This window comes from Citrobacter sp. CK206, assembly GCF_030333125.1.
GTDB classification, from domain to species: domain Bacteria; phylum Pseudomonadota; class Gammaproteobacteria; order Enterobacterales; family Enterobacteriaceae; genus Citrobacter_B; species Citrobacter_B koseri.
This window is the reverse complement of the sequence record NZ_JAOWGM010000029.1, coordinates 347,846-371,693: the sequence shown is the minus strand read 5'-3', so window position 1 is coordinate 371,693 and position 23,848 is coordinate 347,846. Positions and strand designations below refer to the sequence as shown.

The 23,848-nt window shown below is 52.6% G+C and carries 27 protein-coding genes and 1 tRNA gene; 19 read left to right on the top strand and 9 right to left on the bottom strand.

Going from position 1 to position 23,848, the window contains the following annotated elements:
• From OGX81_RS16755 to agp, 4 genes are all read left to right on the top strand, one after another.
• A complete protein-coding gene (locus OGX81_RS16755) occupies window positions 1–696 on the top strand; it encodes an ABC transporter ATP-binding protein (RefSeq protein ID WP_000117262.1) in 696 nt (231 codons plus the stop codon).
• Window positions 683–1,168, top strand: coding sequence for a TlpA family protein disulfide reductase (locus OGX81_RS16750; RefSeq protein WP_012132911.1), 486 nt, complete (start codon window positions 683–685; stop codon window positions 1,166–1,168). The genes OGX81_RS16755 and OGX81_RS16750 overlap by 14 nt, the downstream gene beginning before the upstream one ends.
• Before the next feature lie 24 nt (window positions 1,169–1,192).
• Window positions 1,193–1,678: a hypothetical protein gene (locus OGX81_RS16745; protein WP_000874189.1), complete on the top strand. Its 486-nt coding sequence runs from the start codon at window positions 1,193–1,195 to the stop codon at window positions 1,676–1,678.
• 121 nt (window positions 1,679–1,799) lie between these two features.
• Window positions 1,800–3,041, top strand: coding sequence for a bifunctional glucose-1-phosphatase/inositol phosphatase (gene agp, locus OGX81_RS16740; protein WP_104868809.1), 1,242 nt, complete (start codon window positions 1,800–1,802; stop codon window positions 3,039–3,041).
• Between the two features lie 36 nt (window positions 3,042–3,077).
• Here agp and OGX81_RS16735 read toward each other — a convergent pair whose 3' ends face one another.
• Window positions 3,078–3,305, bottom strand: coding sequence for a YccJ family protein (locus OGX81_RS16735; protein WP_047457633.1), 228 nt, complete (start codon window positions 3,303–3,305; stop codon window positions 3,078–3,080).
• A gap of 20 nt (window positions 3,306–3,325) precedes the next feature.
• The gene (gene wrbA / locus OGX81_RS16730) at window positions 3,326–3,922 is read right to left on the bottom strand and encodes an NAD(P)H:quinone oxidoreductase (RefSeq protein ID WP_047457630.1); all 597 of its coding nucleotides are present in this window, start codon (window positions 3,920–3,922) and stop codon (window positions 3,326–3,328) included.
• A 385-nt stretch (window positions 3,923–4,307) separates the two neighbouring features.
• On the opposite strand from wrbA, the gene OGX81_RS16725 reads away from it, so the two are divergent.
• Window positions 4,308–4,481 (top strand): con-10 family general stress protein, encoded by a 174-nt coding sequence (locus OGX81_RS16725; protein ID WP_012132907.1) that lies wholly within the window; start codon window positions 4,308–4,310, stop codon window positions 4,479–4,481.
• A 201-nt stretch (window positions 4,482–4,682) separates the two neighbouring features.
• Complete coding sequence (gene rutR, locus OGX81_RS16720; protein ID WP_101744370.1) at window positions 4,683–5,321, top strand: HTH-type transcriptional regulator RutR; 639 nt, start codon at window positions 4,683–4,685, stop codon at window positions 5,319–5,321.
• On the opposite strand, the gene OGX81_RS16715 is transcribed toward rutR, so the two are convergent.
• A complete protein-coding gene (locus OGX81_RS16715) occupies window positions 5,318–5,713 on the bottom strand; it encodes a lysozyme inhibitor LprI family protein (protein WP_071258246.1) in 396 nt (131 codons plus the stop codon). The two genes, rutR and OGX81_RS16715, sit on opposite strands and share 4 nt — an antisense overlap.
• A 127-nt stretch (window positions 5,714–5,840) precedes the next feature.
• Window positions 5,841–9,803, bottom strand: coding sequence for a trifunctional transcriptional regulator/proline dehydrogenase/L-glutamate gamma-semialdehyde dehydrogenase (gene putA / locus OGX81_RS16710; protein ID WP_101744371.1), 3,963 nt, complete (start codon window positions 9,801–9,803; stop codon window positions 5,841–5,843).
• Here putA and OGX81_RS16705 point away from each other — a divergent pair.
• From OGX81_RS16705 to phoH, 3 genes are all read left to right on the top strand, one after another.
• On the top strand, window positions 9,802–10,068 hold the full coding sequence (locus tag OGX81_RS16705) for a hypothetical protein (RefSeq protein WP_123907508.1): 267 nt from the start codon (window positions 9,802–9,804) through the stop codon (window positions 10,066–10,068). The genes putA and OGX81_RS16705 overlap by 2 nt on opposite strands.
• 157 nt (window positions 10,069–10,225) lie before the next feature.
• On the top strand, window positions 10,226–11,734 hold the full coding sequence (gene putP, locus OGX81_RS16700) for a sodium/proline symporter PutP (RefSeq protein WP_024130454.1): 1,509 nt from the start codon (window positions 10,226–10,228) through the stop codon (window positions 11,732–11,734).
• A gap of 562 nt (window positions 11,735–12,296) precedes the next feature.
• Window positions 12,297–13,085 carry a phosphate starvation-inducible protein PhoH gene (phoH, locus tag OGX81_RS16695; protein ID WP_047457616.1) on the top strand — a complete coding sequence of 263 codons (789 nt, stop codon included), beginning with the start codon at window positions 12,297–12,299 and terminating at the stop codon, window positions 13,083–13,085.
• A gap of 384 nt (window positions 13,086–13,469) precedes the next feature.
• On the opposite strand, the gene OGX81_RS16690 is transcribed toward phoH, so the two are convergent.
• Window positions 13,470–13,557, bottom strand: a tRNA-Ser gene (locus OGX81_RS16690).
• A gap of 235 nt (window positions 13,558–13,792) precedes the next feature.
• Between OGX81_RS16690 and ghrA the strand changes: the two genes are divergently transcribed.
• The 4 genes from ghrA to OGX81_RS16670 all read left to right on the top strand — a co-directional run bounded on the left by ghrA (window position 13,793) and on the right by OGX81_RS16670 (window position 16,717).
• The gene (gene ghrA / locus OGX81_RS16685) at window positions 13,793–14,731 is read left to right on the top strand and encodes a glyoxylate/hydroxypyruvate reductase GhrA (RefSeq protein WP_012132898.1); all 939 of its coding nucleotides are present in this window, start codon (window positions 13,793–13,795) and stop codon (window positions 14,729–14,731) included.
• A gap of 86 nt (window positions 14,732–14,817) precedes the next feature.
• On the top strand, window positions 14,818–15,555 hold the full coding sequence (locus OGX81_RS16680; protein ID WP_104868808.1) for a phosphatase: 738 nt from the start codon (window positions 14,818–14,820) through the stop codon (window positions 15,553–15,555).
• A gap of 23 nt (window positions 15,556–15,578) precedes the next feature.
• Window positions 15,579–16,133 (top strand): TorD/DmsD family molecular chaperone, encoded by a 555-nt coding sequence (locus OGX81_RS16675; RefSeq protein ID WP_012132896.1) that lies wholly within the window; start codon window positions 15,579–15,581, stop codon window positions 16,131–16,133.
• Between the two features lie 101 nt (window positions 16,134–16,234).
• Window positions 16,235–16,717, top strand: coding sequence for a DUF1097 domain-containing protein (locus tag OGX81_RS16670; protein ID WP_146209156.1), 483 nt, complete (start codon window positions 16,235–16,237; stop codon window positions 16,715–16,717).
• 117 nt (window positions 16,718–16,834) lie between these two features.
• On the opposite strand, the gene csgG is transcribed toward OGX81_RS16670, so the two are convergent.
• From csgG to csgD, 4 genes are read right to left on the bottom strand one after another with little or no spacing between them, the layout of a single operon-like run.
• On the bottom strand, window positions 16,835–17,668 hold the full coding sequence (gene csgG / locus OGX81_RS16665; protein ID WP_024130452.1) for a curli production assembly/transport protein CsgG: 834 nt from the start codon (window positions 17,666–17,668) through the stop codon (window positions 16,835–16,837).
• Window positions 17,669–17,694: 26 nt separating this feature from the next.
• Window positions 17,695–18,111, bottom strand: a complete 417-nt coding sequence (csgF, locus tag OGX81_RS16660) for a curli production assembly/transport protein CsgF (RefSeq protein ID WP_012132893.1) — start codon at window positions 18,109–18,111, stop codon at window positions 17,695–17,697.
• A 25-nt stretch (window positions 18,112–18,136) separates the two neighbouring features.
• Entirely contained in the window at window positions 18,137–18,532 is a 396-nt protein-coding gene (gene csgE / locus OGX81_RS16655) for a curli production assembly/transport protein CsgE (protein ID WP_012132892.1), read from the bottom strand.
• A gap of 4 nt (window positions 18,533–18,536) precedes the next feature.
• Window positions 18,537–19,187: a biofilm master transcriptional regulator CsgD gene (gene csgD / locus OGX81_RS16650; protein ID WP_012132891.1), complete on the bottom strand. Its 651-nt coding sequence runs from the start codon at window positions 19,185–19,187 to the stop codon at window positions 18,537–18,539.
• Between the two features lie 769 nt (window positions 19,188–19,956).
• Between csgD and csgB the strand changes: the two genes are divergently transcribed.
• The 6 genes from csgB to OGX81_RS16620 all read left to right on the top strand — a co-directional run bounded on the left by csgB (window position 19,957) and on the right by OGX81_RS16620 (window position 23,835).
• Window positions 19,957–20,412, top strand: a complete 456-nt coding sequence (gene csgB / locus OGX81_RS16645) for a curli minor subunit CsgB (RefSeq protein ID WP_047457584.1) — start codon at window positions 19,957–19,959, stop codon at window positions 20,410–20,412.
• A 40-nt stretch (window positions 20,413–20,452) separates the two neighbouring features.
• Window positions 20,453–20,908 carry a curli major subunit CsgA gene (csgA, locus tag OGX81_RS16640; RefSeq protein WP_024130450.1) on the top strand — a complete coding sequence of 152 codons (456 nt, stop codon included), beginning with the start codon at window positions 20,453–20,455 and terminating at the stop codon, window positions 20,906–20,908.
• Between the two features lie 59 nt (window positions 20,909–20,967).
• On the top strand, window positions 20,968–21,300 hold the full coding sequence (csgC, locus tag OGX81_RS16635; RefSeq protein ID WP_024130449.1) for a curli assembly chaperone CsgC: 333 nt from the start codon (window positions 20,968–20,970) through the stop codon (window positions 21,298–21,300).
• 156 nt (window positions 21,301–21,456) lie between these two features.
• Window positions 21,457–21,780 carry a YmdA family protein gene (locus OGX81_RS16630; RefSeq protein WP_047457582.1) on the top strand — a complete coding sequence of 108 codons (324 nt, stop codon included), beginning with the start codon at window positions 21,457–21,459 and terminating at the stop codon, window positions 21,778–21,780.
• Between the two features lie 98 nt (window positions 21,781–21,878).
• A complete protein-coding gene (gene ymdB, locus OGX81_RS16625) occupies window positions 21,879–22,412 on the top strand; it encodes an O-acetyl-ADP-ribose deacetylase (RefSeq protein WP_047457580.1) in 534 nt (177 codons plus the stop codon).
• Window positions 22,405–23,835, top strand: coding sequence for a phospholipase D family protein (locus tag OGX81_RS16620; protein ID WP_080750326.1), 1,431 nt, complete (start codon window positions 22,405–22,407; stop codon window positions 23,833–23,835). The genes ymdB and OGX81_RS16620 overlap by 8 nt, the downstream gene beginning before the upstream one ends.
• Window positions 23,836–23,848 lie beyond the last annotated feature (13 nt).

Here is a 23,848-nt window from a genome sequence, read left to right as displayed (position 1 = left end):
ATGTCCGTTACGCATATCCCTCAGGTGGCGATCGAAACCCGCCACTTATACAAACGGTTCGGTGACGTTACCGCCCTGGATGACATTAATCTGCGCATTGCGCAGGGTGAATTTGTCGCCATTATGGGCGCTTCTGGTTCTGGTAAAACCACGCTGATGAATATTCTGACGTGCCTTGATACGGCGACGGAAGGGCAGGTGTTTCTTGATGGCACCGATGCCGCCGCGCTGGATGAAGAGGGGCGTCGTCGCTTTCGCGCCGAGAAAATCGGCCTGGTATTTCAGCAGTTCCATTTGATCCCGTTCTTAACTGCGCTGGAAAACATCATGCTCGCCCAGCATTACCACAGCGTGGTGGATGAAGCGGCGGCGAGGAAGGTGCTGGAGCAGGTAGGGCTTGGGCATCGTGTGACGCACCTGCCGAGCCAGCTTTCCGGTGGTGAGCAGCAGCGTGTGTGTATCGCCCGGGCGCTGGTCAACGAACCGCCGGTTATTTTCGCGGATGAACCGACGGGTAACCTGGATGAAGAGAATGAGCAGCGGGTGCTGGATCTGCTCACCGATCTGCATCGTCAGGGGCGCACGATTGTGATGGTGACGCACAACCCTGCGCTTGGGCAGTTTGCCGACCGTATTCTGCGGCTGCAACACGGTAAATATCTGGGTGAGGAGGCCAATCAACATGCGCTGGCATAATGTGCTGTTACTCGCGGCGGCGATCCTGATAAGCGGGTGTAAAGAAGAAAAACTGGCGGTCGGGGCACCGGCCCCGGCGCTGGCGGCGTTTGATCTGCAAGGCCAGGAGTCAGGCCTTGAACGCTGGCAAGGAAAGGCGGTGTACCTGAATTTTTGGTCTGCGGGATGCGGGGGGTGTCTGGCGGAAATGGACACGCTGGAAGCGCTGAGCAAAAAATGGGGCGATAAAGTGGTGGTTGTGGCGGTCAATACCGACCCTGAAACGGTCAGGATTAACGATCTGCTGGCAAAGCATCAGATAACCTATCCGGTGGTGCGCGATCAGCTCAACATTACCCAGGAACGTTATCAGGTGATCGGCACGCCGACCTCCGTACTGATTGACCCCGAAGGACGCGTTCTGGAGCTACACCAGGGTATGCGTAAGCCGCCAGAGTTAGAGGCCACGTTTGCGCGCCTGGCGGCGCGATGAACGACGCGTACGGAGAAATACCCAATGGCATTTATCTGGAACGACGAAAGCCTTGCGATTCTGCGGGAAAACGCGGGCATCCTCACGACAGAGCAGATAGCGCAACTGCTTCACACCAATATTACCGCCGTGCGGAATATGGCTTATCGGCTGAAACTGAGCCTTCGGGTGACGGCGTATAATCACCGACGCATAGCGCAGGTTCAGGCGCTTTATGCCTCTGAGACGTTGAGTCTCAAAGAGATCGCGGCGAAAACGGGGCTGACGGCCAGTACCGTGCAATATATCGTGTACGTGAAATCAAAAAATAAGCCCTACGCCACCACGGAATATGTCTCTTTTGAAACGGAGAACGCCGTTCATTACCGCGTGCAAAAAGAATTTGTCGATACGGAGCGTTCCCTGCTGGACAACATCTCTGATAACACGCGATTTCGTGAACTGTATCTGACGGACGGCACTTTTTATTGCGCCCGCAATATTAAGTATGAGGTTTTTATCTCGGAATAACCGGAACATGCTGACCTGCCGGTTATCTTCTGGAATCTCCCGTTTTGCGAAACCGTTCCCGGAAAAATGTCATATTTCTGTCACACTCTATGAGGATTGATAACAACAAGAGGTTGTAGGGATGAAAAAATCGATACTCGTCGCCGCTGTGGCAGGGGTTGTTTTATTGTCGTCCGCCGCGCAAGCGCAGACAACGCCGGAAGGTTATCAACTGCAACAAGTGTTGATGATGAGCCGACACAACTTGCGCGCGCCGTTGGCCAATAATGGCAGCGTGCTGGAGCAGTCCACGCCGAATCAGTGGCCGGAGTGGGATGTGCCCGGCGGGCAGCTCACCACGAAAGGCGGTGTGCTGGAAATTTATATGGGCCACTACATGCGAGAATGGCTGGCGGAGCAGGGGATGGTCACGTCAGGCGAATGCCCGACGCCGGACACGGTATATACCTATGCCAACAGTCTGCAACGCACCGTTGCGACGGCACAATTCTTTATCACCGGCGCTTTCCCTGGGTGCGACATTCCGGTACATCATCAGGAAAAAATGGGCACGATGGACCCAACGTTTAATCCAGTGATCACCGATGACTCTGCGGCGTTTAGCCAGAAAGCGGTGCAGGCGATGGAAAAAGAGCGCAGCCAGATGCAGCTTGACGACAGCTATCAACTGCTGGCGCAGATGACGGACTACAAAGATTCACCGTCCTGCAAAGAAAAACAGCAGTGTTCGCTGACCGAAGCCAAAGACGCCTTTAGCGCGAAGTATCAGGAGGAGCCTGGCGTTTCGGGGCCGCTGAAAGTCGGCAACTCGCTGGTGGATGCGTTTACGCTGCAATACTACGAAGGCTTCCCGATGGATCAGGTCGCCTGGGGCGAGATTAAATCCGATCAGCAGTGGAAAGTCCTGTCAAAGCTGAAGAACGGGTATCAGGACAGCCTGTTTACCTCGGGTGAAGTGGCGCGCAACGTCGCCAAACCGCTGGTCAAATATATTGATAAAGCGCTGGTGACTGACCGTAGCAGCGCGCCGAAAATTACCGTTCTGGTGGGGCATGACTCGAATATTGCTTCGCTGCTGACGGCGCTGGATTTCAAACCTTACCAGTTGCACGATCAGTACGAACGCACCCCGATTGGCGGCAAGATTGTGTTCCAGCGCTGGCATGACAGCAAAGGCAATCGCGACCTGATGAAAATCGAATATGTGTATCAGAGCTCGCAGCAGTTGCGTAACGCGGACGTCCTGACGCTGAAATCACCGGCGCAGCGCGTCACGCTGGAACTGGCAGGATGCCCGATAGACGCAAACGGCTTCTGTCCTCTTGATAAGTTCGATAACGTGTTGAACAGCGCGGCAAAATAGCAGAGGTTCTCCCCCGCGCAGGCGGGGGAGAAAAGGTCAGACATTTTTACGTTCGATGGTTTGTTCGCCCCAAAATAGCGAATCTTTATCCGTCTTCTCAAAGGCTTTAAGCAACACTTCGTCGCTGCCTTCCTCCCAAATTTTTTCAGCCAGTTTCTCGTCATACTTCGCGACTTCAAAAATGGCTTCGGCTATTTCTGGTGATGTATTACGCAGACTTGCCCATTCGCCGACGTGATGAGCCTTCGCTTCTTGAGTTGGCATTCGAATCCTCCTGTTGAAGATTAGCCGTTGAGTTTTACTGCCAGACCTGCAACATATTCACCCTGATAGCGAGCGATAGAAAGTTCTTCCTGGCTTGGCTGGCGTGAACCATCGCCCCCGGCAATTGTGGTGGCGCCGTATGGCGTACCGCCGCGAACCTGCGAGACGTCAAACAGTTCCTGCGCGGCGTAACCGATAGGGACAATCACCATGCCGTGGTGAGCCAGCGTGGTCCAGGTTGAGGTAATGGTTTGTTCCTGACCGCCGCCGGTGCCTGTCGAGCTGAATACGCTGGCGAGTTTTCCATACAACGCGCCGGATGCCCACAAACCGCCCGTCTGGTCCAGGAAGGTGCGCATCTGGCCTGACATATTGCCAAAGCGCGTCGGCGTACCAAAAATGATGGCGTCGTAATCAGGCAGTTCCTGCGGGGTTGCGACTGGTGCGTTTTGTGTTTTACCTCCGGCCTTTGCGAAGATTTCAGGCTGCATCGTTTCCGGTACGCGTTTGATAATGACTTCTGCGCCGTCCACTTTGTTTGCCCCTTCCGCCACCGCATGCGCCATAGTTTCGATGTGTCCGTACATGGAATAATAAAGCACCAGAATTTTTGCCATTTTGCACTACTCCTCGAGTTAACCGTGTCCGTAGCGATTCGCTACCTCTATTTAAAGATATGACGTCCTGGAGAGAGTGCAAATATCACAACCATTTCTTTGATTTATAACAAAATTTATCAACGTCGTTTTTGTTGCAAAATGATACATTTTTCGCCGTTCGGATTTCTTTAACCATAAGAGAGGCTTATTGATTTCCTGGGGGGATTATTCCTGTCCCCCTGACGAACCTGTTGCAGAATATTACGATTTACTGGTCAGCCGGGGTAACTTCGCTAAGCTTAGTTCCGCGTGGCAATAATTGTGGCGTCTGCCATATGCCGCGTGAGGAGATCTTCCTCAACACCGATGCAATATGATGTCTAATCTATGACGGAGGTCAGTAATGGCAAACCATCGGGGCGGTTCCGGTAATTTTGCGGAAGACCGCGAAAGAGCATCAGAAGCAGGTCGTAAAGGTGGCCAGCACAGCGGGGGCAACTTTAAGAATGACCCGCAGCGTGCATCAGAAGCAGGCAAAAAAGGGGGCAAAAGCAGTCACGGTAACCGTAACAGCTAGCCTGTAAGTTAACGCCATAATGTTTAGCGCATGCCGCTGGTAAACGTTATGATGCCACCGCCGCCGGTTCCTCCGGCGGTTTTTTTGTCCGTAAGATTGAAGTGTCGCCGCAGGCGACGCAAACTAAGCGTCCTGACGTTCAAAAAGAAAAAAGCGCCGTTGCCACGGTATCCTGGCGGCAATAAAACAAGGAGAGGGCGCATGGTTCAACGCGCAGAGAAAAAAACAGGTAAACGTTCACAGGCCGTCAGCGCCAAGCGCCAGGCGATTTTAACCGCTGCATTAAACACGTTTTCCCAGTACGGTATTCATGGTTCACGTCTGGAGCAGGTGGCTGAACTGGCGGGAGTGTCCAAAACCAACTTGCTCTATTATTACCCGTCGAAAGAGGCGCTTTATGTCGCCGTACTGCGACAAATCCTTGATATCTGGCTGGCGCCGTTAAAGGCCTTTCGTGAAGATTTCGCGCCGCTGGTGGCGATCAAAGAGTACATCCGTCTTAAACTGGAGGTCTCCCGTGATTATCCGCAGGCTTCCCGGCTTTTTTGCATGGAGATGCTGGCGGGCGCGCCGTTGCTGATGGAAGAACTGACCGGGGATTTGAAGGCGCTGATTGACGAAAAATCGGCATTGATTGCCGGATGGGTAAACAGTGGAAAACTGGCGCCCGTCGATCCGCATCACCTGATCTTTATGATTTGGGCTTCAACGCAGCATTACGCCGATTTTGCGCCTCAGGTCGAAGCGGTAACGGGCGCAACGCTGCGTGATGAAGCCTTTTTCAATCAAACGGTCGAAAGCGTACAGCGGATGATTATTGAAGGCATTCGCGTACGTTAACCGGCAGGCGGCAACGGACAGCTCAAATCGCCTTCCTCACATTGCAGCAGCGAAGCTAAAAACGCTTCGCGTTCGTCCGTTTTGTCCGTCATGCACTGGCTGGCGATCATCGGCTGTATACTGCCGCCTTCCGTGCCGGAACTGACCAGCGCGCAGTCGGCGTCCCGCAGGGCAATCCAGGCGATTTGCGCTTTTTTCAGCAAGTCACGCTGCGGCGGTTCGGCGCGTTTTAGCGCATTCTGGTACGTTTCATTGAGTTTTTTATCGGCAGTTTGAAATTGCGCGGCGGCGCAGGTGTTCATCTCCATTTGCGTGCTGGCGTTGGCGCAGTCATCGGCCAGTGCCGGAGCGCTGAGTAGCAGCGCAGCGCATGTGAATATAATTCGCTTCATACTTCCCTCTGGCTCTAAAACATTGCCGGATGGCGGCTTTGCCTGATCCGGCCTACAAATGTGTTTTGTAGGCCCGGTGAGCCGTAGCGCCACCGGGCATTTTCCAAAGCCTTAATTAACCACAGCCTTAACCAATTGTCATCAGGCTGGCGTTACCACCTGCCGCAGCGGTGTTAACGCTGAGCGAGCGCTCGATATACAGACGCTCCAGCAGGATATTGGTTTCACCACGGGCAAAGCCCTGTACCGACACGATCGCGCCGTCACGGGCGGCTACCGCCTCGCACAGCGCCCGTAGCTGATCGGAATCGCCGTGGAAGATCACCGCATCGAACGGCTGCGAAGTCAGCGTGTCCGCTTTCGCAAACTGAATACGTTCACAAACCGCAGCGGGCAGGCGCTTCGCCAGTTCGCGATGGAAGGCATCGTCCGGCCACAAAATCAGACTCCCGACCGCTGTCACGGCGGCGACCTGCACCAGAGCGTCCTGCTCGTCATCAGCCAGACACAATACGCGTTCACGCGGCAGTAACGTCCAGGTATTGCGCTCACCGGTAGGGCCGGGCAGCAAACGCTGGGTTCCGGCCTGCGCCAGCTCGCTAAACTGCTGACAAAGCGTATGCAAAGCCGGGCGATCCGCCGCCCACCCGGTCAGCGCGTCAAGCGGCTGAGTCAGCGCGGCTTTAAGCTGGGCATCTACCGGGTAGTCCGCATCCTGACGGGCAAGCGTAATGCCCAGCGCGTTTTCCGGGCGATTTGCCAACAGACGGTAGAGATAGAGCGGACCGCCCGCTTTCGGCCCGGTGCCGGACAAGCCTTCGCCGCCGAATGGCTGGACGCCCACGACCGCGCCGACCATATTACGGTTGACGTACAGGTTGCCTGCGTGTGCTGAACCGGTGACCTGCGCAATGGTCTCGTCAATTCGGGTATGTACGCCCAGCGTCAGACCGTAGCCGGAGGCGTTGATCTGCGCAATCAGTTCGGGAAGGTGGTTGCGCGTGTAACGCACCACATGCAGCACCGGCCCGAAGATCTCTTTTTGCAGCTCATCAAAACTTTCCAGCTCAATCAGCGTTGGCGGAACAAAGGTGCCGCTTTGCCATTCGCGCGCATCGTCGCTGTTTTCACGTACGGCCTGGAATACCGGACGACCTTTCGTACGCATCGCCTGAATATGGCGCTCGATATTGGTTTTGGCTTCGTTATCGATAACCGGGCCAATGTCGGTGGTCAGACGGCCCGGATTGCCCATGCGGCATTCCGCCATTGCCCCGCGCAGCATTTTCAGGGTGTGGTCGGCGATATCATCCTGCAAGCACAGTATGCGCAGCGCCGAGCAGCGTTGCCCGGCACTGTCAAACGCAGATGCCAGCACATCCACAACCACCTGTTCGGTAAGGGCGGAGGAGTCCACGATCATGGCGTTCATCCCGCCGGTTTCCGCAATCAGCGGAATCGGGCGACCCTGCGCATCCAGACGGGTGGCGATGTTACGCTGCAATAAGCTGGCGACTTCGGTCGAGCCGGTAAACATCACGCCGCGTACGCGCTCATCGGAGGTTAACTGCGCCCCAACGGTTTCCCCCTGGCCGGGCAGCAACTGCACTACGCCCGGCGGAACACCGGCTTCCAGTAAGATGGCGATGCCCTGGGCGGCAATCAGCGGCGTTTGTTCCGCCGGTTTCGCCAGGACGCTGTTGCCCGCCGCCAGCGCAGCGGCAATTTGTCCGGTGAAGATGGCCAGCGGGAAGTTCCACGGGCTGATACAGACGACCGGGCCTAAAGGACGATGCGTTTCGTTATCAAAGTCATCGCGTACCTGCCCGGCGTAGTAGTGGAGGAAATCCACCGCTTCGCGTACTTCTGCAATGGCATTACTGAAGGTTTTCCCGGCTTCGCGTACCAGAATGCCAATCAGCTGCTGCATTTGGCCTTCCATTAATACCGCCGCGCGTTGCAGGATGGCGGCGCGTTCCTGCGGTGGCGTGGCAAACCAGATAGGGGCGTTGTTAACCGCGTTTTGCAGCGCTTGTTCAACGTCCGCAGCGCTGGCTTCGCGCACGTAGCCGACGATGTCTTTCGGCTCTGCCGGGTTGATCACCGGCGTCATCTCTCCGTCAGCGACCGGCTGTTCCAGCATCGGTTTGGCCTGCCATTTTTGCAGCGCATTATTCAACAGGGCGGAGGAGAGGGAAGCCAGACGGTGTTCGTTAGCCAGATCCAACCCGCCGGAGTTTTCCCGGCCTTGTCCGTAGAGGTCGCGAGGCAGCGGGATTTTCGGATGCGGCAAGCCGGTTTGCCCTTCTTGCTGCGCCAGTTTTTCCACGGCCTCCACCGGGTCGGCGACCAGTTCATCCAGCGGCAGCGTGGCGTCGGCAATACGGTTAACGAAGGAGGTGTTAGCGCCGTTTTCCAGCAGGCGGCGCACCAGATACGCCAGCAGCGTTTCATGCGTGCCGACTGGGGCATAAATACGACACGGACGGTTGAGTTTGCCATCCGCCACTTTACCGGTTACCTGCTCGTACAGCGGTTCGCCCATGCCGTGCAGACACTGGAATTCATACTGGCCCGGATAGTAGTTCTGCCCCGCCAGTTGATAAATCGCCGCCAGAGTATGGGCGTTATGGGTCGCAAACTGCGGGTAAATCAGATTCGGTACGGCGAGCAGTTTTTTCGCGCAGGCCAGATAAGAAACGTCGGTATAGACCTTGCGGGTGTAAACCGGGTATCCCTCCAGTCCGTCCATTTGGGCGCGTTTGATTTCACTGTCCCAGTACGCGCCTTTCACCAGGCGGATCATCAGGCGACGACGGCTGCGCGTGGCGAGATCAATCAGATAATCAATCACAAACGGGCAGCGTTTCTGATAGGCCTGAATCACGAAACCGATGCCGTTCCAGCCAGCCAGTTCCGGCTCAAAACAAAGTTTTTCCAGCAGGTCGAGGGAGATTTCCAGACGGTCAGCTTCTTCGGCGTCGATGTTGATGCCGATATCATACTGACGCGCCAGCAGCGTCAGGGATTTCAGGCGCGGATACAGCTCCTCCATCACGCGGTCATACTGCGCGCGGCTGTAGCGCGGGTGCAGGGCGGAAAGCTTGATGGAGATCCCCGGCCCTTCATAAATTCCGCGTCCGTTAGACGCTTTGCCAATGGCGTGAATAGCCTGCTGATACGAAACCATATAAGCCTGCGCATCGGCGGCGGTCAGCGCCGCTTCGCCTAACATATCGTAGGAGTAGCGAAAGCCCTTGTCTTCCAGCTTACGCGCATTTGCCAGCGCTTCGGCGATGGTTTCGCCGGTGACGAACTGCTCGCCCATCAGGCGCATTGCCATGTCCACGCCTTTGCGGATCAGCGGCTCGCCGCTCTTACCGATAATCCGGTTCAGCGAGCGAGAGAGACTGGCTTCGTTATGGGTAGAGACCAGCTTGCCGGTAAACAACAGACCCCAGGTGGCGGCATTAACAAACAGCGACGGGCTGCGGCCAATATGCGACTGCCAGTTGCCGTTGCTGATTTTGTCGCGGATGAGCGCGTCACGCGTCGCTTTATCCGGGATACGCAGCAGCGCTTCTGCAAGGCACATCAGCGCGACGCCTTCCTGCGAGGAGAGGGAGAACTCCTGCAACAGCCCCTGCACCATCCCGGCGCGGCCGCTGGCCGTTTTCTGGTTACGCAGTTTCTCCGCCAGTTGATAGGCCAGCTTGTGGGCTTGTTCGGCCACCGGCTGCGGCAGACGCGCCTGCTCCATTAACATCGGCACCGCATCGGTTTCGGCGCGACGGTAAGCTGCGGTAATCGCGGCGCGGGAGACCGACTGAGGCAGGATCTGCTCGGCAAACTCAAGGAAAGGCTGGTGGTTTTCTTCCTGCTGTGCGGTTGACTCATCGCCTTCATTGGCGGCGCCAGCCAGCAGGGCGGGCAACTCCGGTAACGCCTCGTCGCTTTCCAGTTTTTCCAGATAATTAAAGATTGCCTGTTTGATCAGCCAGTGTGGGGTGCGATCAATTCGTGTTGCTGCTGTTTTAATACGTTCGCGCGTCGCGTCGTCCAGCTTAACCCCCATCGTGGTGGTTCCCATGCCGTCTACTCCTGTTGTTCTGATATGTGCTGCTGATAGTTATCGAGAAATATCCACCATGTTGCAACTTTGTGCAACCTCGTTAAATGTGACCTGCCTTGCAAGCTTAAAAATGAATGAAATGTTAAAAGAAGAGACGCTTCTGGATGGGATAAAAACAATAACCAAATCTTTTTCTCTGCGGCAGTTAACACTTTTGAAAGGTGCAACCTTAAAAAATGTGAGAGAGTGCAACCTGGAGAAAAATAGTATCCCACCCGAATAAAATTTGATGTAAATGATGTGTTAAATCGATTGTGAATGACCACCGCTTCCGGCAGGATACGGTCGCCCTGGTAAACATAAACACCATTGCCACGTTCCGGCAGGGTATAAAACGGCAGCTTTTATTATTGTCGGCACATAAAATCTGGAGACTTTTGATGGCTATTAGCACACCGATGTTGGTGACGTTTTGTGTCTATATCTTTGGCATGATATTGATAGGGTTTATTGCATGGCGTTCGACCAAAAACTTTGATGACTATATTCTCGGCGGCCGCAGCCTTGGGCCGTTTGTGACGGCATTATCCGCTGGCGCATCTGATATGAGCGGCTGGCTGCTGATGGGTCTGCCGGGGGCGATTTTCCTGTCGGGGATTTCTGAAAGCTGGATCGCGATTGGTCTGACGTTAGGGGCATGGATTAACTGGAAACTGGTGGCGGGACGTTTACGCGTCCACACTGAATTTAATGATAACGCCCTGACTCTGCCGGATTATTTTACCGGGCGTTTTGAAGATAAAAGTCGCGTTCTGCGCATTATCTCTGCCCTGGTTATCCTGCTGTTTTTCACCATTTATTGCGCATCGGGGATTGTGGCAGGGGCGCGTCTGTTTGAAAGCACCTTTGGCATGAGCTATGAAACCGCGCTGTGGGCGGGGGCGGCAGCCACCATTATCTACACCTTTATTGGCGGCTTCCTGGCCGTGAGCTGGACCGACACCGTCCAGGCCAGCCTGATGATTTTCGCCCTGATTCTGACGCCTGTTATGGTGATCATCAGCGTCGGCGGTTTTGGTGACTCCCTGGAAGTGATTAAACAAAAGAGCATTGAGAATGTGGATATGCTCAAGGGACTGAACTTTGTCGCCATCATCTCCCTGATGGGCTGGGGGCTGGGCTACTTTGGTCAACCGCATATTCTGGCGCGCTTTATGGCGGCGGATTCTCACCACAGCATCGTGCACGCGCGTCGCATCAGTATGAGCTGGATGATCCTGTGTCTGGCGGGGGCGGTGGCTGTCGGCTTCTTCGGTATTGCTTACTTTAACAATAACCCGGCACTGGCCGGAGCGGTGAATCAGAACTCGGAGCGCGTGTTCATTGAACTGGCGCAAATCCTGTTCAATCCGTGGATTGCCGGTATTCTGCTGTCCGCTATTCTCGCGGCGGTGATGTCGACGTTAAGCTGCCAGCTGCTGGTGTGCTCCAGCGCGATTACCGAAGATTTGTATAAAGCCTTCTTGCGTAAAGGCGCGAGCCAGAAAGAGCTGGTATGGGTAGGGCGCATTATGGTGCTGGTGGTTGCGCTGGTGTCTATCGCGCTGGCTGCTAACCCTGAAAACCGCGTGCTCGGTCTGGTGAGCTATGCGTGGGCGGGCTTCGGCGCGGCGTTTGGCCCGGTCGTGCTGTTCTCGGTGATGTGGTCGCGTATGACCCGTAACGGCGCGCTGGCCGGAATGGTTATCGGGGCGCTGACGGTTATTGTCTGGAAACAGTTTGGCTGGCTGGATCTGTACGAAATCATCCCTGGCTTCATTTTCGGCAGCATCGGGATTGTGGTCTTTAGCCTGCTGGGTAAAGCGCCGTCGTCGGCTATGCAAGAACGTTTTGCGAAAGCGGATGCGTATTACCACTCCGCACCGCCGTCGCGTTTACAGGCAGAGTAATCTGACCGCTGCCCGTTTACTTTCATAGCCCGCCATGCGCGGGCTTTTTATTCAGAATTGTGGCGTGTTTCTCTGTATGTCGATGAATGAAAGTATTAATTTTTACTATGAGCATTCAGGTGAAATAATTTTGTAATATCTCTGTAAGAGACTATTGCCAGTGCAAAGGGGAACTTTAGTTAATGCATGGTAAATATGTTGTTGCATTAATGATAAATTATGTTGTACTAATACGTAATAGCGGTAGTTCCCGGCAGTGATGACACTTTTCACTATGGAGATCGCGAATGGTAAGGTCCTGTACTGGACACGTTTTTCACAGTAACAGCAATAACTTATGCGGATGCCTCTCCTCCGGTAGCCCTGTCGTCACCGCTAAATTCCTCTCACTTCCTCTTTTTATCCCTGTTACTGACGCCGTATTCGGTGCGCGTAGCCGTGTAGGGCGTCTTTTCAAAAAGCAAGCAATGGCTTACAAGGAAGCCAACCCTCAGATGTTCGTGCGCATAATCGTGCCGTCAACGGCGCGTGTGATGTATACCAACAACTCAAGGTGCTATCCATGGGAAGACAAAAAGCAGTGATCAAAGCTCGTCGTGAAGCAAAACGTGTGCTGAGACGGGATTCGCGTAGCCACAAACAACGTGAAGAAGAATCGGTCACCTCGCTTGTGCAGATGAGCGGCGTAGAAGCGATAGGCATGGCGCGTGATAGCCGTGACGCCACACCAATCGTAGCGCGAAATGAGGCTCAGGAGCACTACCTGAATGCTATCGAGAGTAAACAACTGATCTTCGCCACTGGCGAAGCCGGGTGTGGAAAAACCTGGATCAGTGCGGCAAAAGCAGCAGAGGCCCTGATACATAAAGATGTAGACAGGATTATTGTTACCCGTCCGGTTTTGCAGGCCGATGAAGATCTCGGCTTCTTACCAGGCGATATATCCGAGAAGTTCGCGCCTTATTTCCGGCCCGTCTATGACGTACTGGTGAAACGCCTGGGCGCGTCTTTTATGCAATACTGCCTGCGGCCTGAGATTGGTAAGGTGGAAATCGCGCCGTTCGCCTATATGCGCGGACGTACATTTGAAAATGCAGTCGTCATTCTTGACGAGGCTCAGAATGTGACTGCTGCGCAAATGAAGATGTTCTTAACGCGCCTCGGGGAGAACGTGACGGTTATCGTAAATGGCGACATTACCCAGTGCGATTTACCGACTCATGTTCAATCAGGGTTAAGTGATGCGTTAGCTCGCTTTGAAGAAGATGAGATGATAGGTATTGTCCGTTTCCATAAAGACGACTGCGTGCGTTCGGCATTGTGCCAACGAACCCTTCATGCCTATAACTGAAGCGTCGTCAGATCTCATAGCCCGGGAAACCGGGCTTTGTTTTTTGTAGGCCGGATAAGGCGCTTGCGCTGCCATCCGGCGATGTGCGGGAGCCCGGTGGCGCTAACGCTTACCGGGCCTACGGTGTTCTTGTCAGCCGGATAGCATGTGCAATAGGCAAAAAAAAGCCCGTACTTTCGTACGAGCTCTTTTTCCGAATATGGCGGTGAGGGGGGGATTGACTCGCTTCGCTCGCCCTGCGGGCAGCCCGCTCTCTGCGTTCGCGGTCTGTCCAACTGGCTGCCGCCAGTTGTCGAACCCCGGTCGTGGGTTCTCATCCCCCCACAGTACGTGCAACATGCGAAAAAAAAAGCCCATACTTTCGTACGAGCTCTTTCTTGAATATGGCGGTGAGGGGGGGATTCGAACCCCCGATACGTTGCCGTATACACACTTTCCAGGCGTGCTCCTTCAGCCACTCGGACACCTCACCATATTGTCGTTCCAGTGTTGCTGGAACGGGCGCTAATTTAGGGAAATACGCCCCCGGCGTCAATCACCTTTTCTAAAAAATCGTGCAATTACACAAACTTCAATCAACATGCAGTTTAAATAAGCGGAAACTGCTTTTTTTGCCAGCATCTCTAAATTTGTTATGCTGATGATCCCTATGAAAATGATGATAATAAGTGCGAGTAAATTCCGCACAACAACACTCAGGAGTCAACATGGAGATAATGTTCTATCACCCGACCTTCGATACGGCCTGGTGGCTTAACGCTTTGGCAAAGGCGATTCCCGGCGCGAATATTCGTGAATGGAAACCCGGTGATAACGAACCTGCGGATTATGCGCTCGTGTGGCATCCGCCGGTGGAGATGCTCGAAGGACGGAAGCTAAAAGCCGTATTTGCGCTTGGCGCAGGTGTGGATTCCATTCTGAGTAAGCTCAAAGCGCACCCGGAAATGCTGGATGCCTCTATCCCGCTGTTCCGCCTGGAAGATACCGGCATGGGCCTGCAAATGCAGGAGTATGCCGTGAGCCAGGTGCTGCATTGGTTCCGCCGTTTCGATGATTATCAGGCGCTGAAAAACCAGTCAACATGGCAGCCGCTGCCGGAATATGATCGTGATGAGTTCACCGTCGGTATTATGGGGGCAGGGGTGCTGGGCGCCAAAGTCGCTGAAGCGCTCCAGGCATGGGGATTCCCGCTTCGCTGCTGGAGCCGTAGCCGTAAATCCTGGCCTGGCGTAGAGAGTTTTGCGGGAGCTGAGGAGTTAGGCGCATTCCTGAATCAAACAAGGGTGCTGATCAACCTGCTGCCAAATACGGCGGAGACGGTGGGCATTATTAATTCCGGCTTGCTCAATCAGTTACGGGATGGCGCTTACCTGCTTAACCTGGCGCGTGGCGTGCATGTTAATGAGGACGATCTGCTTGCCGCGTTGAATAGCGAAAAACTCAAAGGGGCGATGCTGGATGTTTTCAGCCGCGAGCCGCTGCCAAAAGAGAGTCCGCTCTGGCAACACCCTCGCGTGGCGATGACGCCGCACATTGCCGCCGTCACCCGCCCGGCGGAAGCCGTGGACTATATTTCGCGCACCATTACGCATCTGGAACGCGGCGAATCCGTGACGGGTCAGGTCGATCGCGTTCGCGGCTACTGATGACAACCCGGTTAGCGCCGGGTTTCGACTAATAAATGGCGACGATACCTGCTATCCTTGTCGGAAAACGACTACAGGAGTGAGTTATGTATCCCGTTGACTTGCATATGCATACCGTCGCCAGCACCCACGCATACAGTACCTTGCACGATTATATTGCCGAAGCGAAACGCAAAGGTATTAAGCTCTTTGCCATTACCGATCACGGCCCGGATATGGCCGATGCTCCGCATCACTGGCACTTTATCAACATGCGTATCTGGCCGCGTCTGGTTGACGGGGTGGGCATTCTTCGCGGTATTGAAGCCAACATCAAGAATATCGATGGCGAGATTGACTGCACGGGCCCGATGCTGAACTCGCTGGATGTGATTATCGCCGGTTTCCATGAACCGGTTTTCGCGCCGCACGATAAAGAGACCAATACCCAGGCGATGATTGCCACGATGGCCAGCGGAAATGTGCATATTATCAGCCATCCGGGTAACCCGAAGTATCCTGTCGATATCACCGCGATTGCGCAGGCGGCGGCTAAATACCAGGTGGCGCTGGAAATTAATAACTCGTCATTCCTGCATTCGCGCAAAGGCAGTGAAGATAATTGCCGCGCGGTGGCCTCAGCCGTGCGTGACGCTGGCGGATGGGTGGCGTTAGGGTCGGATTCCCATACTGCGTTTACACTCGGTGAATTTGCCGAATGCCGGAAGATCCTGGATGAAGTGGATTTCCCGGAAGAACGCGTTTTAAACGTTTCGCCAGGACGCTTACTGAGATTTCTGGAATCGCGCGGTATGGCGCCGATCCCGGAGTTTGCTGAACTTTAATTGCTGATAACTGGAATATATCAATGAATGAGTTTTCTATCCTGTGTCGTGTGCTGGGATCGCTGTATTACCGCCAACCGCAGGACCCTCTGCTGGTTCCTCTGTTTACGCTGATCCGCGAGGGTAAATTGTCGGCAAGCTGGCCGCTGGAGCAGGATGAGCTTCTGGCGCGGTTGCAGAAAAGTTGCGACATGACCCAACTGGCGGCGGACTACAATGCGCTGTTTGTCGGCGACGAGTGCGCCGTGTCGCCTTATCGCAGCGCCTGGGTGGAAGGGGCGAAGGAGTCCGATGTTCGCGCGTTTCTTTCCGCTCGCGGTATGCCGTTGGCGGATACCCCTGCCGACCATATCGGTACGCTGCTGCTGGCCGCCTCCTGGCTGGAGGATCAGTCTGCTGAAGATGAGAGCGAAGCGCTGGAAACGCTGTTTATTGAATACCTGCTTCCCTGGTGCGGTACTTTCCTTGGCAAAGTGGAAGCCCATGCCGCGACGCCATTCTGGCGTACGATGGCGCCGTTGACGCGCGATGCGATCGGCGCAATGTGGGATGAGTTACAGGAAGGCGCTGAAGAGTAAATGTGACCGTAGTCACCTTGTTGTGCAACATGATTAATTGTCTTGCATAAAATGTGTGCGTGATCTCATTCGTATGCCGCTTTTCTGCTATGATGCGCGGCATGAATATACTTATCTCCATTGCAATCACAACGGGCATTCTCTCCGGTATCTGGGGATGGGTGGCCGTTTCCTTTGGCCTGCTCAGCTGGGCGGGTTTTCTGGGCTGTACGGCCTATTTCGCCTGCCCGCAGGGCGGCCTGAAAGGGTTATTGATTTCTGCATGTACGCTCCTGAGCGGCGTGGTGTGGGCGCTGGTGATTATTCACGGCAGCGCGCTGGCTCCGCATCTGGAGATCGTCAGTTACGTCATGACGGGAATCGTCGCGTTTTTGATGTGCGTTCAGGCGAAGCAGCTGTTGCTTTCTTTTGTGCCTGGCACTTTTATCGGCGCATGCGCGACGTTTGCAGGGCAGGGGGACTGGCGACTGGTTCTGCCTTCGCTGGCGCTGGGACTCGTGTTTGGCTATGCGATGAAAAATAGCGGGCTGTGGCTGGCGTCTCGTCGGGTAAGAGAGTCTTCGCCGACGGCGGTCAGCAAATAAAAAAGCGTGAGGTTTCCCCCACGCTCATATGATGTCAATCCTGATGGCGCAAACTTATCCTGCCTGCTGTAGGTCCGATAAGCCTGCGCCATCGGGCATTCTACGGTTGGCGAAATATCAGGATTCCGGCGGTACGGACATGTGGCGGTATTTCACCAGAATGTCGTTCTGACGCTCCGCTTTGTTCTGCAAATCCCACAGGCCGCGATCGATCCCGTCGTTAATCAGGAAGATAACGCCCGTTTCAATCGCTGACATCAGACACAGCATCACCGGTTCATTAGAGGTGTAGCCGATTTCACCTTCCAGCAGTCGCTGGTAATCAATAAAGCGGAACACCCCGGCCTGCACTTCATAGGAAAGGATGGTCTTGCTGGTATTGACCGAAGAGAGGATCTCGCCGGTGCTGACGTTAACCACGCGCAGGTTTACCGCAATCTGGTCAAGCTGATACTGCGTATCCGCACCGATACCGAAGTACCGCGCGCCGACCCCGCCTGACTTCACGTTGCTTTCGTAACCGATAATCGACCCTTCCACCATGATATTCGCGGCGGTGAGGGACTGAAGCGGGATTCGGTTATTGATAGCCACCGTGCCGTTTTCCTGCGCTGCACGAATAATTTTGCGTTCGTTCAGCAGGTTTTGCAGTCCCTGACGCTCCAGCGGGATAAACCAGCGGGAGTCTTTCAGCGCAGTCACCAGCATCGCGGTGGCGCTCTGCGGAACGGCAGTCGAGAAGTTACTCGCCGGATAAGGTTTAAACTGGCCAGTTTCATCCTGAATATTATAAACCGAGACAAAAATCTTACCCGTTGGCATCGGCAGGTGCGTCAAATCTTTATAGCTTTGCGCACGAGGCATTAATGTCGGTTTCGCGGCTTCTTTAGGCGGGGCGGTTAAGCATCCGCTCAGTAAACATACTGCAACCAAAATAAGTAAGCGCTGCATGATTATTGTCCTTTGGTAGCTGGGGCTTAGAAATCGGTTGACTGTGTTTGCAAACCTGACACTTCAATCGTCGAGGTTTTCCCGGTTTTCCTGTCCGTGACATTAAGTCGTAGTTGCCCATCCCGGTTGGCGATATCAATGATAAAATCATTGGTCACCATTCTGCCTGGTTTGCCGGTGTTAATATTTGTCAGCAATCCGCCAAGGATTTGCGATTGAATAGCCTGCGTAAAGTTATCCAGGGCAGACGGGGTTTCAATCCCGAAGTCGTCGTAATAACTTGGGTCCTTATAAGAGTTTTGTGCCTGAGCGCTATTTAATAAAAATGCGCCGTTATTTGGGTTTCCACCAAAATTAGGATTTCGGAACTGGAATGTCATATTTCCAGCCCAACTTAATGGTGAAATAAGCATGAGCATAACTACTGCATGTTTGACACGCATGGCAGCCTCCAGACTAAATCATATTTTAGAATTCATCGCGCGCTAAATCACTCGTGCTTAATAGCGTTTGATCTATTTGCCGACGATTTAATGCTTCTTCAGTTTGCGCCAGCGCGAAGTCAACGGTTCGCTCGAAGTCTCTTTTCGTTGGGAATAAAAAAGTCTGGAATATAACGTCCTGATTTACCGTTATCGTGATCCAACTTCCCCAACGCGCACTGGGTCTTTCATTGATGGTCAAATTGCCTGTGTACTCACTTTCCCATTTGTCGCTGAAGGCGCGATAAAAATTGTGGCCGACTGATGAGACGGTATGGTCAGTTAAGAGTCCGGGAACTTCCACTTCAACTTCCGCAGCGTGAAGATTCCCTGCGGCAAGCAGTAATTCTGCTGCCACAATCCAGGTCAGATAGCGTTTCATGGCTTTATCGCCTGAGGTTATCGTTTGCCCACGAGACCGCCTGAGTACGGTTTTTAACAGCTATCTTTTTGAAAAGATTATAAAGATGTGTTTTTACCGTATTCTCGCTGATAAAAAGCGAGCGGGCGATTTCAATGTTTGAGGCGCCGATTCGCAGTTTATTGAGGATCTCTTTTTCACGATGAGTGAGAAGCGCTGATTCCGTGCTGTTGTAACGGTAGTTCCCTGAATGGGTGATCAGGTAACTGGCCAGCTTTTGCGAAAAATAGCATTCGCCTCGCAGGATCCCCTGCAAGCCGTTAACGACACGTTCTTCATCCTCCGTTGCGTAAAACACGCCATTGATATGTGGCCAGTTTTCAATATCACGGAAGGGATAGTCGTCGGGAGTGTTCAACAATAACGTCTTGATATTGTTGTTTTTCCGACTCAAATTGTCTTGCCAGTAATGGATAATTTTTTTATCCGCTTCCATCATATCCAGTAAAACAATGCAACTGGCGGATATATCATCCAGAGAACGTTGAATATTATGTAGTTTTCCGGTAACAGCCAGTGATTGCTTTAAATGCTGCAATAATGCAGTGGCCTGTAAAGATGGTTTTGTGATCAACAATAATGTATGACCATGAATACTATGGACTTCATTAAACATGATGAAACCCCACTTTTTTTAGTCGCACATCTGACAGCTGCCTCAGCTAAAATACGAGGCACCAGAAGTACTGACAGATGTTGCACTGCTGTGTGTAGAAATAAAACATCGACCCAAAAAGGGTAAAAATATTAAAACAGATGGACTACAACTGATTTCAATCTAGTCATTACAAACCTTAAAGCAAGTGTTAAACTTGTAACAAAATGTAAAATTATATATTCATATGTTAATGTGTGGATTTTTTAGAGATTAGATTTGATAGAAAAGTTGTACATGTTGCTGTTATTGCATAGATTTAAAAAATCATACAAATTATAATAACTTATTGATTTTAAATCATAATTTAAAATTATTTTTGAGTTTGTCTGACAAGTTAATTTTAAAACGTTCGACTCAGGGCCGCCTGGACATTTTTAGTGAGAAAAAAATGATGTTTGTCACGAGTTGTGACGGCGATGCAGTGTGATGCCCGGAGAAACGCATAATGATATGCAGAAAACGGTTTTTCCCTCTCACTGGCAGAAATGTTTAGCCCGTTACAGATAAGAAAATAAATTTTTCGTAAATAACAGTGGAGTCAACAGTGAATTAGCACTTTGGTGTGACGCTGAATATCAAAATACCACTCGCGGGTGAGTTATTTAAAATGTTTCCACGGACATACTCTTCATCGTAACGCGGCGTTAACAAAAAACGAATCGCGTTAACAGTCAAATTGAAATGCTTTTAAATTAACGTAATGTACGACCAGGTCCAGGGTGACAACATGAAAAACAAATTGTTATTTATGATGTTAACAATACTGGGTGCGCCTGGGATTGCAGCCGCGACAAGTTATGATCTGGCAAATGCGGAATATAATTTTGCGGTAAATGAATTAAGCAAGTCTTCATTTAATCAGGCAGCCATTATTGGTCAAAAGGGCACTTATAATAGTGCAAAAACACGCCAGGACGGCTCAAAACTTTTATCTGTTATTTCACAAGAAGGCGGAAATAACCGGGCGAAGATTGACCAGTCAGGAGCTTATAACCTTGCATATATTGATCAGGCGGGTTACGCCAATGATGCAAGTATATCGCAAGGCTCTTATGGTAATACTGCAATGATTATTCAGAAAGGTTCTGGTAATAAAGCAGATATTACGCAGTACGGTACGCAAAAAACAGCAGTTGTAGTGCAGAGACAGTCGCGCATGGCTATTCGCGTTACGCAACGTTAATACCATGACGACTTTTAAATCAATCCGATGGGGGTTTACCATGAAACTTTTAAAAGTGGCAGCATTCGCAGCAATCGTAGTTTCTGGCAGTGCTCTGGCAGGTGTTGTTCCGCAGTGGGGCGGTGGCGGCGGTCATAATAATGGCGGTAATAATTCCGGCCCTGAATCTACCCTGAGTATTTTCCAGTACGGTAGCGCAAACTCTGCTCTTGCTCTGCAAAGCGATGCTCGTAAATCAGATCTGTCCATCAAACAATATGGTCATGGTAACGGCGCAGACGTAGGCCAGGGCGCTGACAACAGCGGCATTGACCTGACCCAGAATGGGTACAGAAACAGCGCGACTATCGATCAGTGGAATGCCAAAAACTCTGATATCGTTGTGAGCCAGTTTGGTGGCCGCAACGGCGCGCTGGTTAACCAGACTGCGTCCGACTCCCAGGTATCGGTTACTCAGGTCGGCTTCGGCAACAACGCCACGGCTAACCAGTACTGATTCAGGTCGGGTACTCATAATAAACAGGGCGAAAGCCCTGTTTTTTTCGTGAGGATATGATGAATACGCTATTACTCCTTGCCGCGCTCTCCAGTCAGATTACATTTAATACCACGCAACAAGGTGAAATTTACACCATTGTCCCCCAGGTTACGCTCAGTAAACCCTGCGTGTGCGAAGTCCAAATTTTTGCCGTTCGTGATGGGAAAGGAGGGCAAAGCCGTACACAGCAGAAAACAACCCTTTCTTTACCCGCTAATCAACCCATTGATTTAACGAAACTCAGTTTAAATATTTCCCCGGAGGACTCGGTAAAAATTATCGTTACCGTTTCCGACGGGCAGTCGTTGCATTTGTCGCAGCAATGGCCATCTCCTGAGAAATCATCTTAATCATTTGATTTATTTGGTGATTGTTTGTGGCAGGGGATGGATTACTGTTCTATGAATTATAGAGAGGCAACAACGTCGTTTCCGTTCACCGCGAGCGTCGCAGTGGAAGGAAAACTCCGATCCTTCAAGTATGATTGATCATTGAGGAGCTATTGTATGTTTGCGTTGTGTTCGAAAAATATCCTCGGAGCAGGCCTTGGCGTCTGCATTCTCTTTTCTTCCTCTGTTACAGCTCAACAAATCACAACCGGCGGCGTTATTCATTTTCGTGGTCAGATTGTCGAACCTCCCTGTGAGGTCAGTGCCCGGCAACAAAATATTGACATGACATGCGTGAATAATGGCCAGATGAAAACTAACCGTTTTACCCTGCAACAGGTTACAACCGCCCCGCAAAGCCTTCGACAAATTGCATCCGTGAGAGTCAACTATCTCGATCCGCAACAACGTCTGGCGATTATGAGTATTGAATACCAATAAACGCATCACGTCAGAGATAAAATCGTTCGATTAAAAAACGCGATTTCATTGAAAGCCCTGCTGTACACTTAGGCTATAGGTTAAGGTAAGGGGGATCTATGAAATCGCGTATTCATGTACAACATGGCGACATAACCCAACTCACGGTAGATGTGATTGTTAATGCCGCCAACGCTTCATTACTGGGGGGCGGTGGCGTTGACGGTGCGATTCATCGTGCAGCGGGTCCGGCGCTACTGGAAGCCTGCAAAAAAGTCAGGCAGCAGCAGGGCGAGTGCCCGGCAGGACACGCAGTCATCACTCTGGCAGGCAATCTGCCGGCGAAAGCGGTGATCCATACGGTGGGGCCCGTCTGGCGTGGCGGCGATCACAACGAATCCCAGCTCCTGGAAGATGCCTATTTCAACAGTTTGCAACTGGTGCTGGCCAATGGCTACCGGTCTGTCGCGTTTCCGGCGATCAGCACCGGCGCTTACGGCTACCCACGCCCCGCCGCCGCAGAGATCGCGGTTAATACGGTTGCGGATTTTCTTGCCCGCCACGCGCTACCTGAGCAGGTATACTTTGTCTGTTATGATGAAGAAACTGCCCGACTTTACGAGCGATTACTGACCCAACAAGGTGATGAGTGAGTTGACCCGACTTGAGCGCGCTGTTACCCCGCTGTGTGAACGTCATCCCGGCGAATGCGGCATTCTCGCCCTGGATGACAGCCTGGATGCCTTTGCCGCACGCTATCGATTAACAGAAATGGCTGAGCGCACCCTGGATGTGCAGTATTACATCTGGGAGGACGACATGTCCGGGCGTCTGCTGTTTTCGATATTATTGGCGGCGGCAAAGCGCGGCGTTCATGTTCGCCTGCTGCTGGATGATAACAATACGCCGGGGCTTGATGATACGTTGCAACTGCTGGATAGCCACCCCAATATCGAAGTGCGCCTGTTTAATCCTTTCTCTTTTCGTATGCTGCGTGCGCTGGGGTATTTAACCGACTTTGCCCGGCTTAATCGGCGTATGCATAATAAAAGCTATACGGCAGATGGTGCAGTCACCATTGTCGGCGGGCGGAATATTGGCGATGCCTATTTTGGTGCAGGTGAAGAGCCGCTGTTTTCCGATCTCGACGTGATGGCGATTGGCCCTGTCGTAAAAGACGTGGCGGATGATTTTGAACGTTACTGGCACTGCAAATCGGTGTCAACGCTGCAAAAAGTGTTGTCGCTGTCTGAGCAGGAAATCACCCGACGCATTGACTTACCGGATTCCTGGTACAACGACGACATTACGCGCCGCTATTTGCATAAGCTGAAAACCAGCCACTTTATGTCCCATCTTGATCGCGGCGCTTTACCGCTGATATGGGCGAAAACCCGTCTGCTCAGCGACGATCCTTTAAAAGGCGAGGGGAAAGCGCAGCGTCATTCGCTTCTGCCGCAACGCCTGTTCGATGTGATGGGGTCGCCAACGGAACGTATCGACATTATTTCCGCCTATTTTGTTCCCACCCGGGCGGGCGTCGCGCAACTGCTGCAACTGGTGAGAAAAGGGGTCAGGATCGCGATTCTTACCAATTCACTGGCGGCGAACGATGTGGCGGTCGTCCATGCGGGCTATGCGCGGTGGCGTAAAAAACTTCTGCGCTACGGCATTGAGCTCTATGAGCTTAAACCCACTAACGGGCATGTGGCTGAACTTCACGATCGTGGTTTAACCGGTAACTCAGGCTCCAGCCTGCATGCGAAGACCTTCAGCATTGACGGGAATAAGGTTTTTATCGGTTCGCTCAATTTCGATCCCCGATCGACGTTACTCAATACCGAAATGGGGTTTGTGATTGAAAGCGAAACGCTGGCAACGCTGATTCATAACCGTTTTATGCAGAGCCAGCGTGATGACGCCTGGCAACTGCGGCTGGATCGTTGGGGAAGGATTAACTGGGTTGATCGCCACCTGCGTGACGAGGTGGTACTGAAAAAAGAACCCGCCACAGGATTCTGGAAGCGGGTTCTGGTGCGACTGGCGTCTGTCTTGCCCGTCGAATGGCTGCTTTAACGTCCTTCAGCGG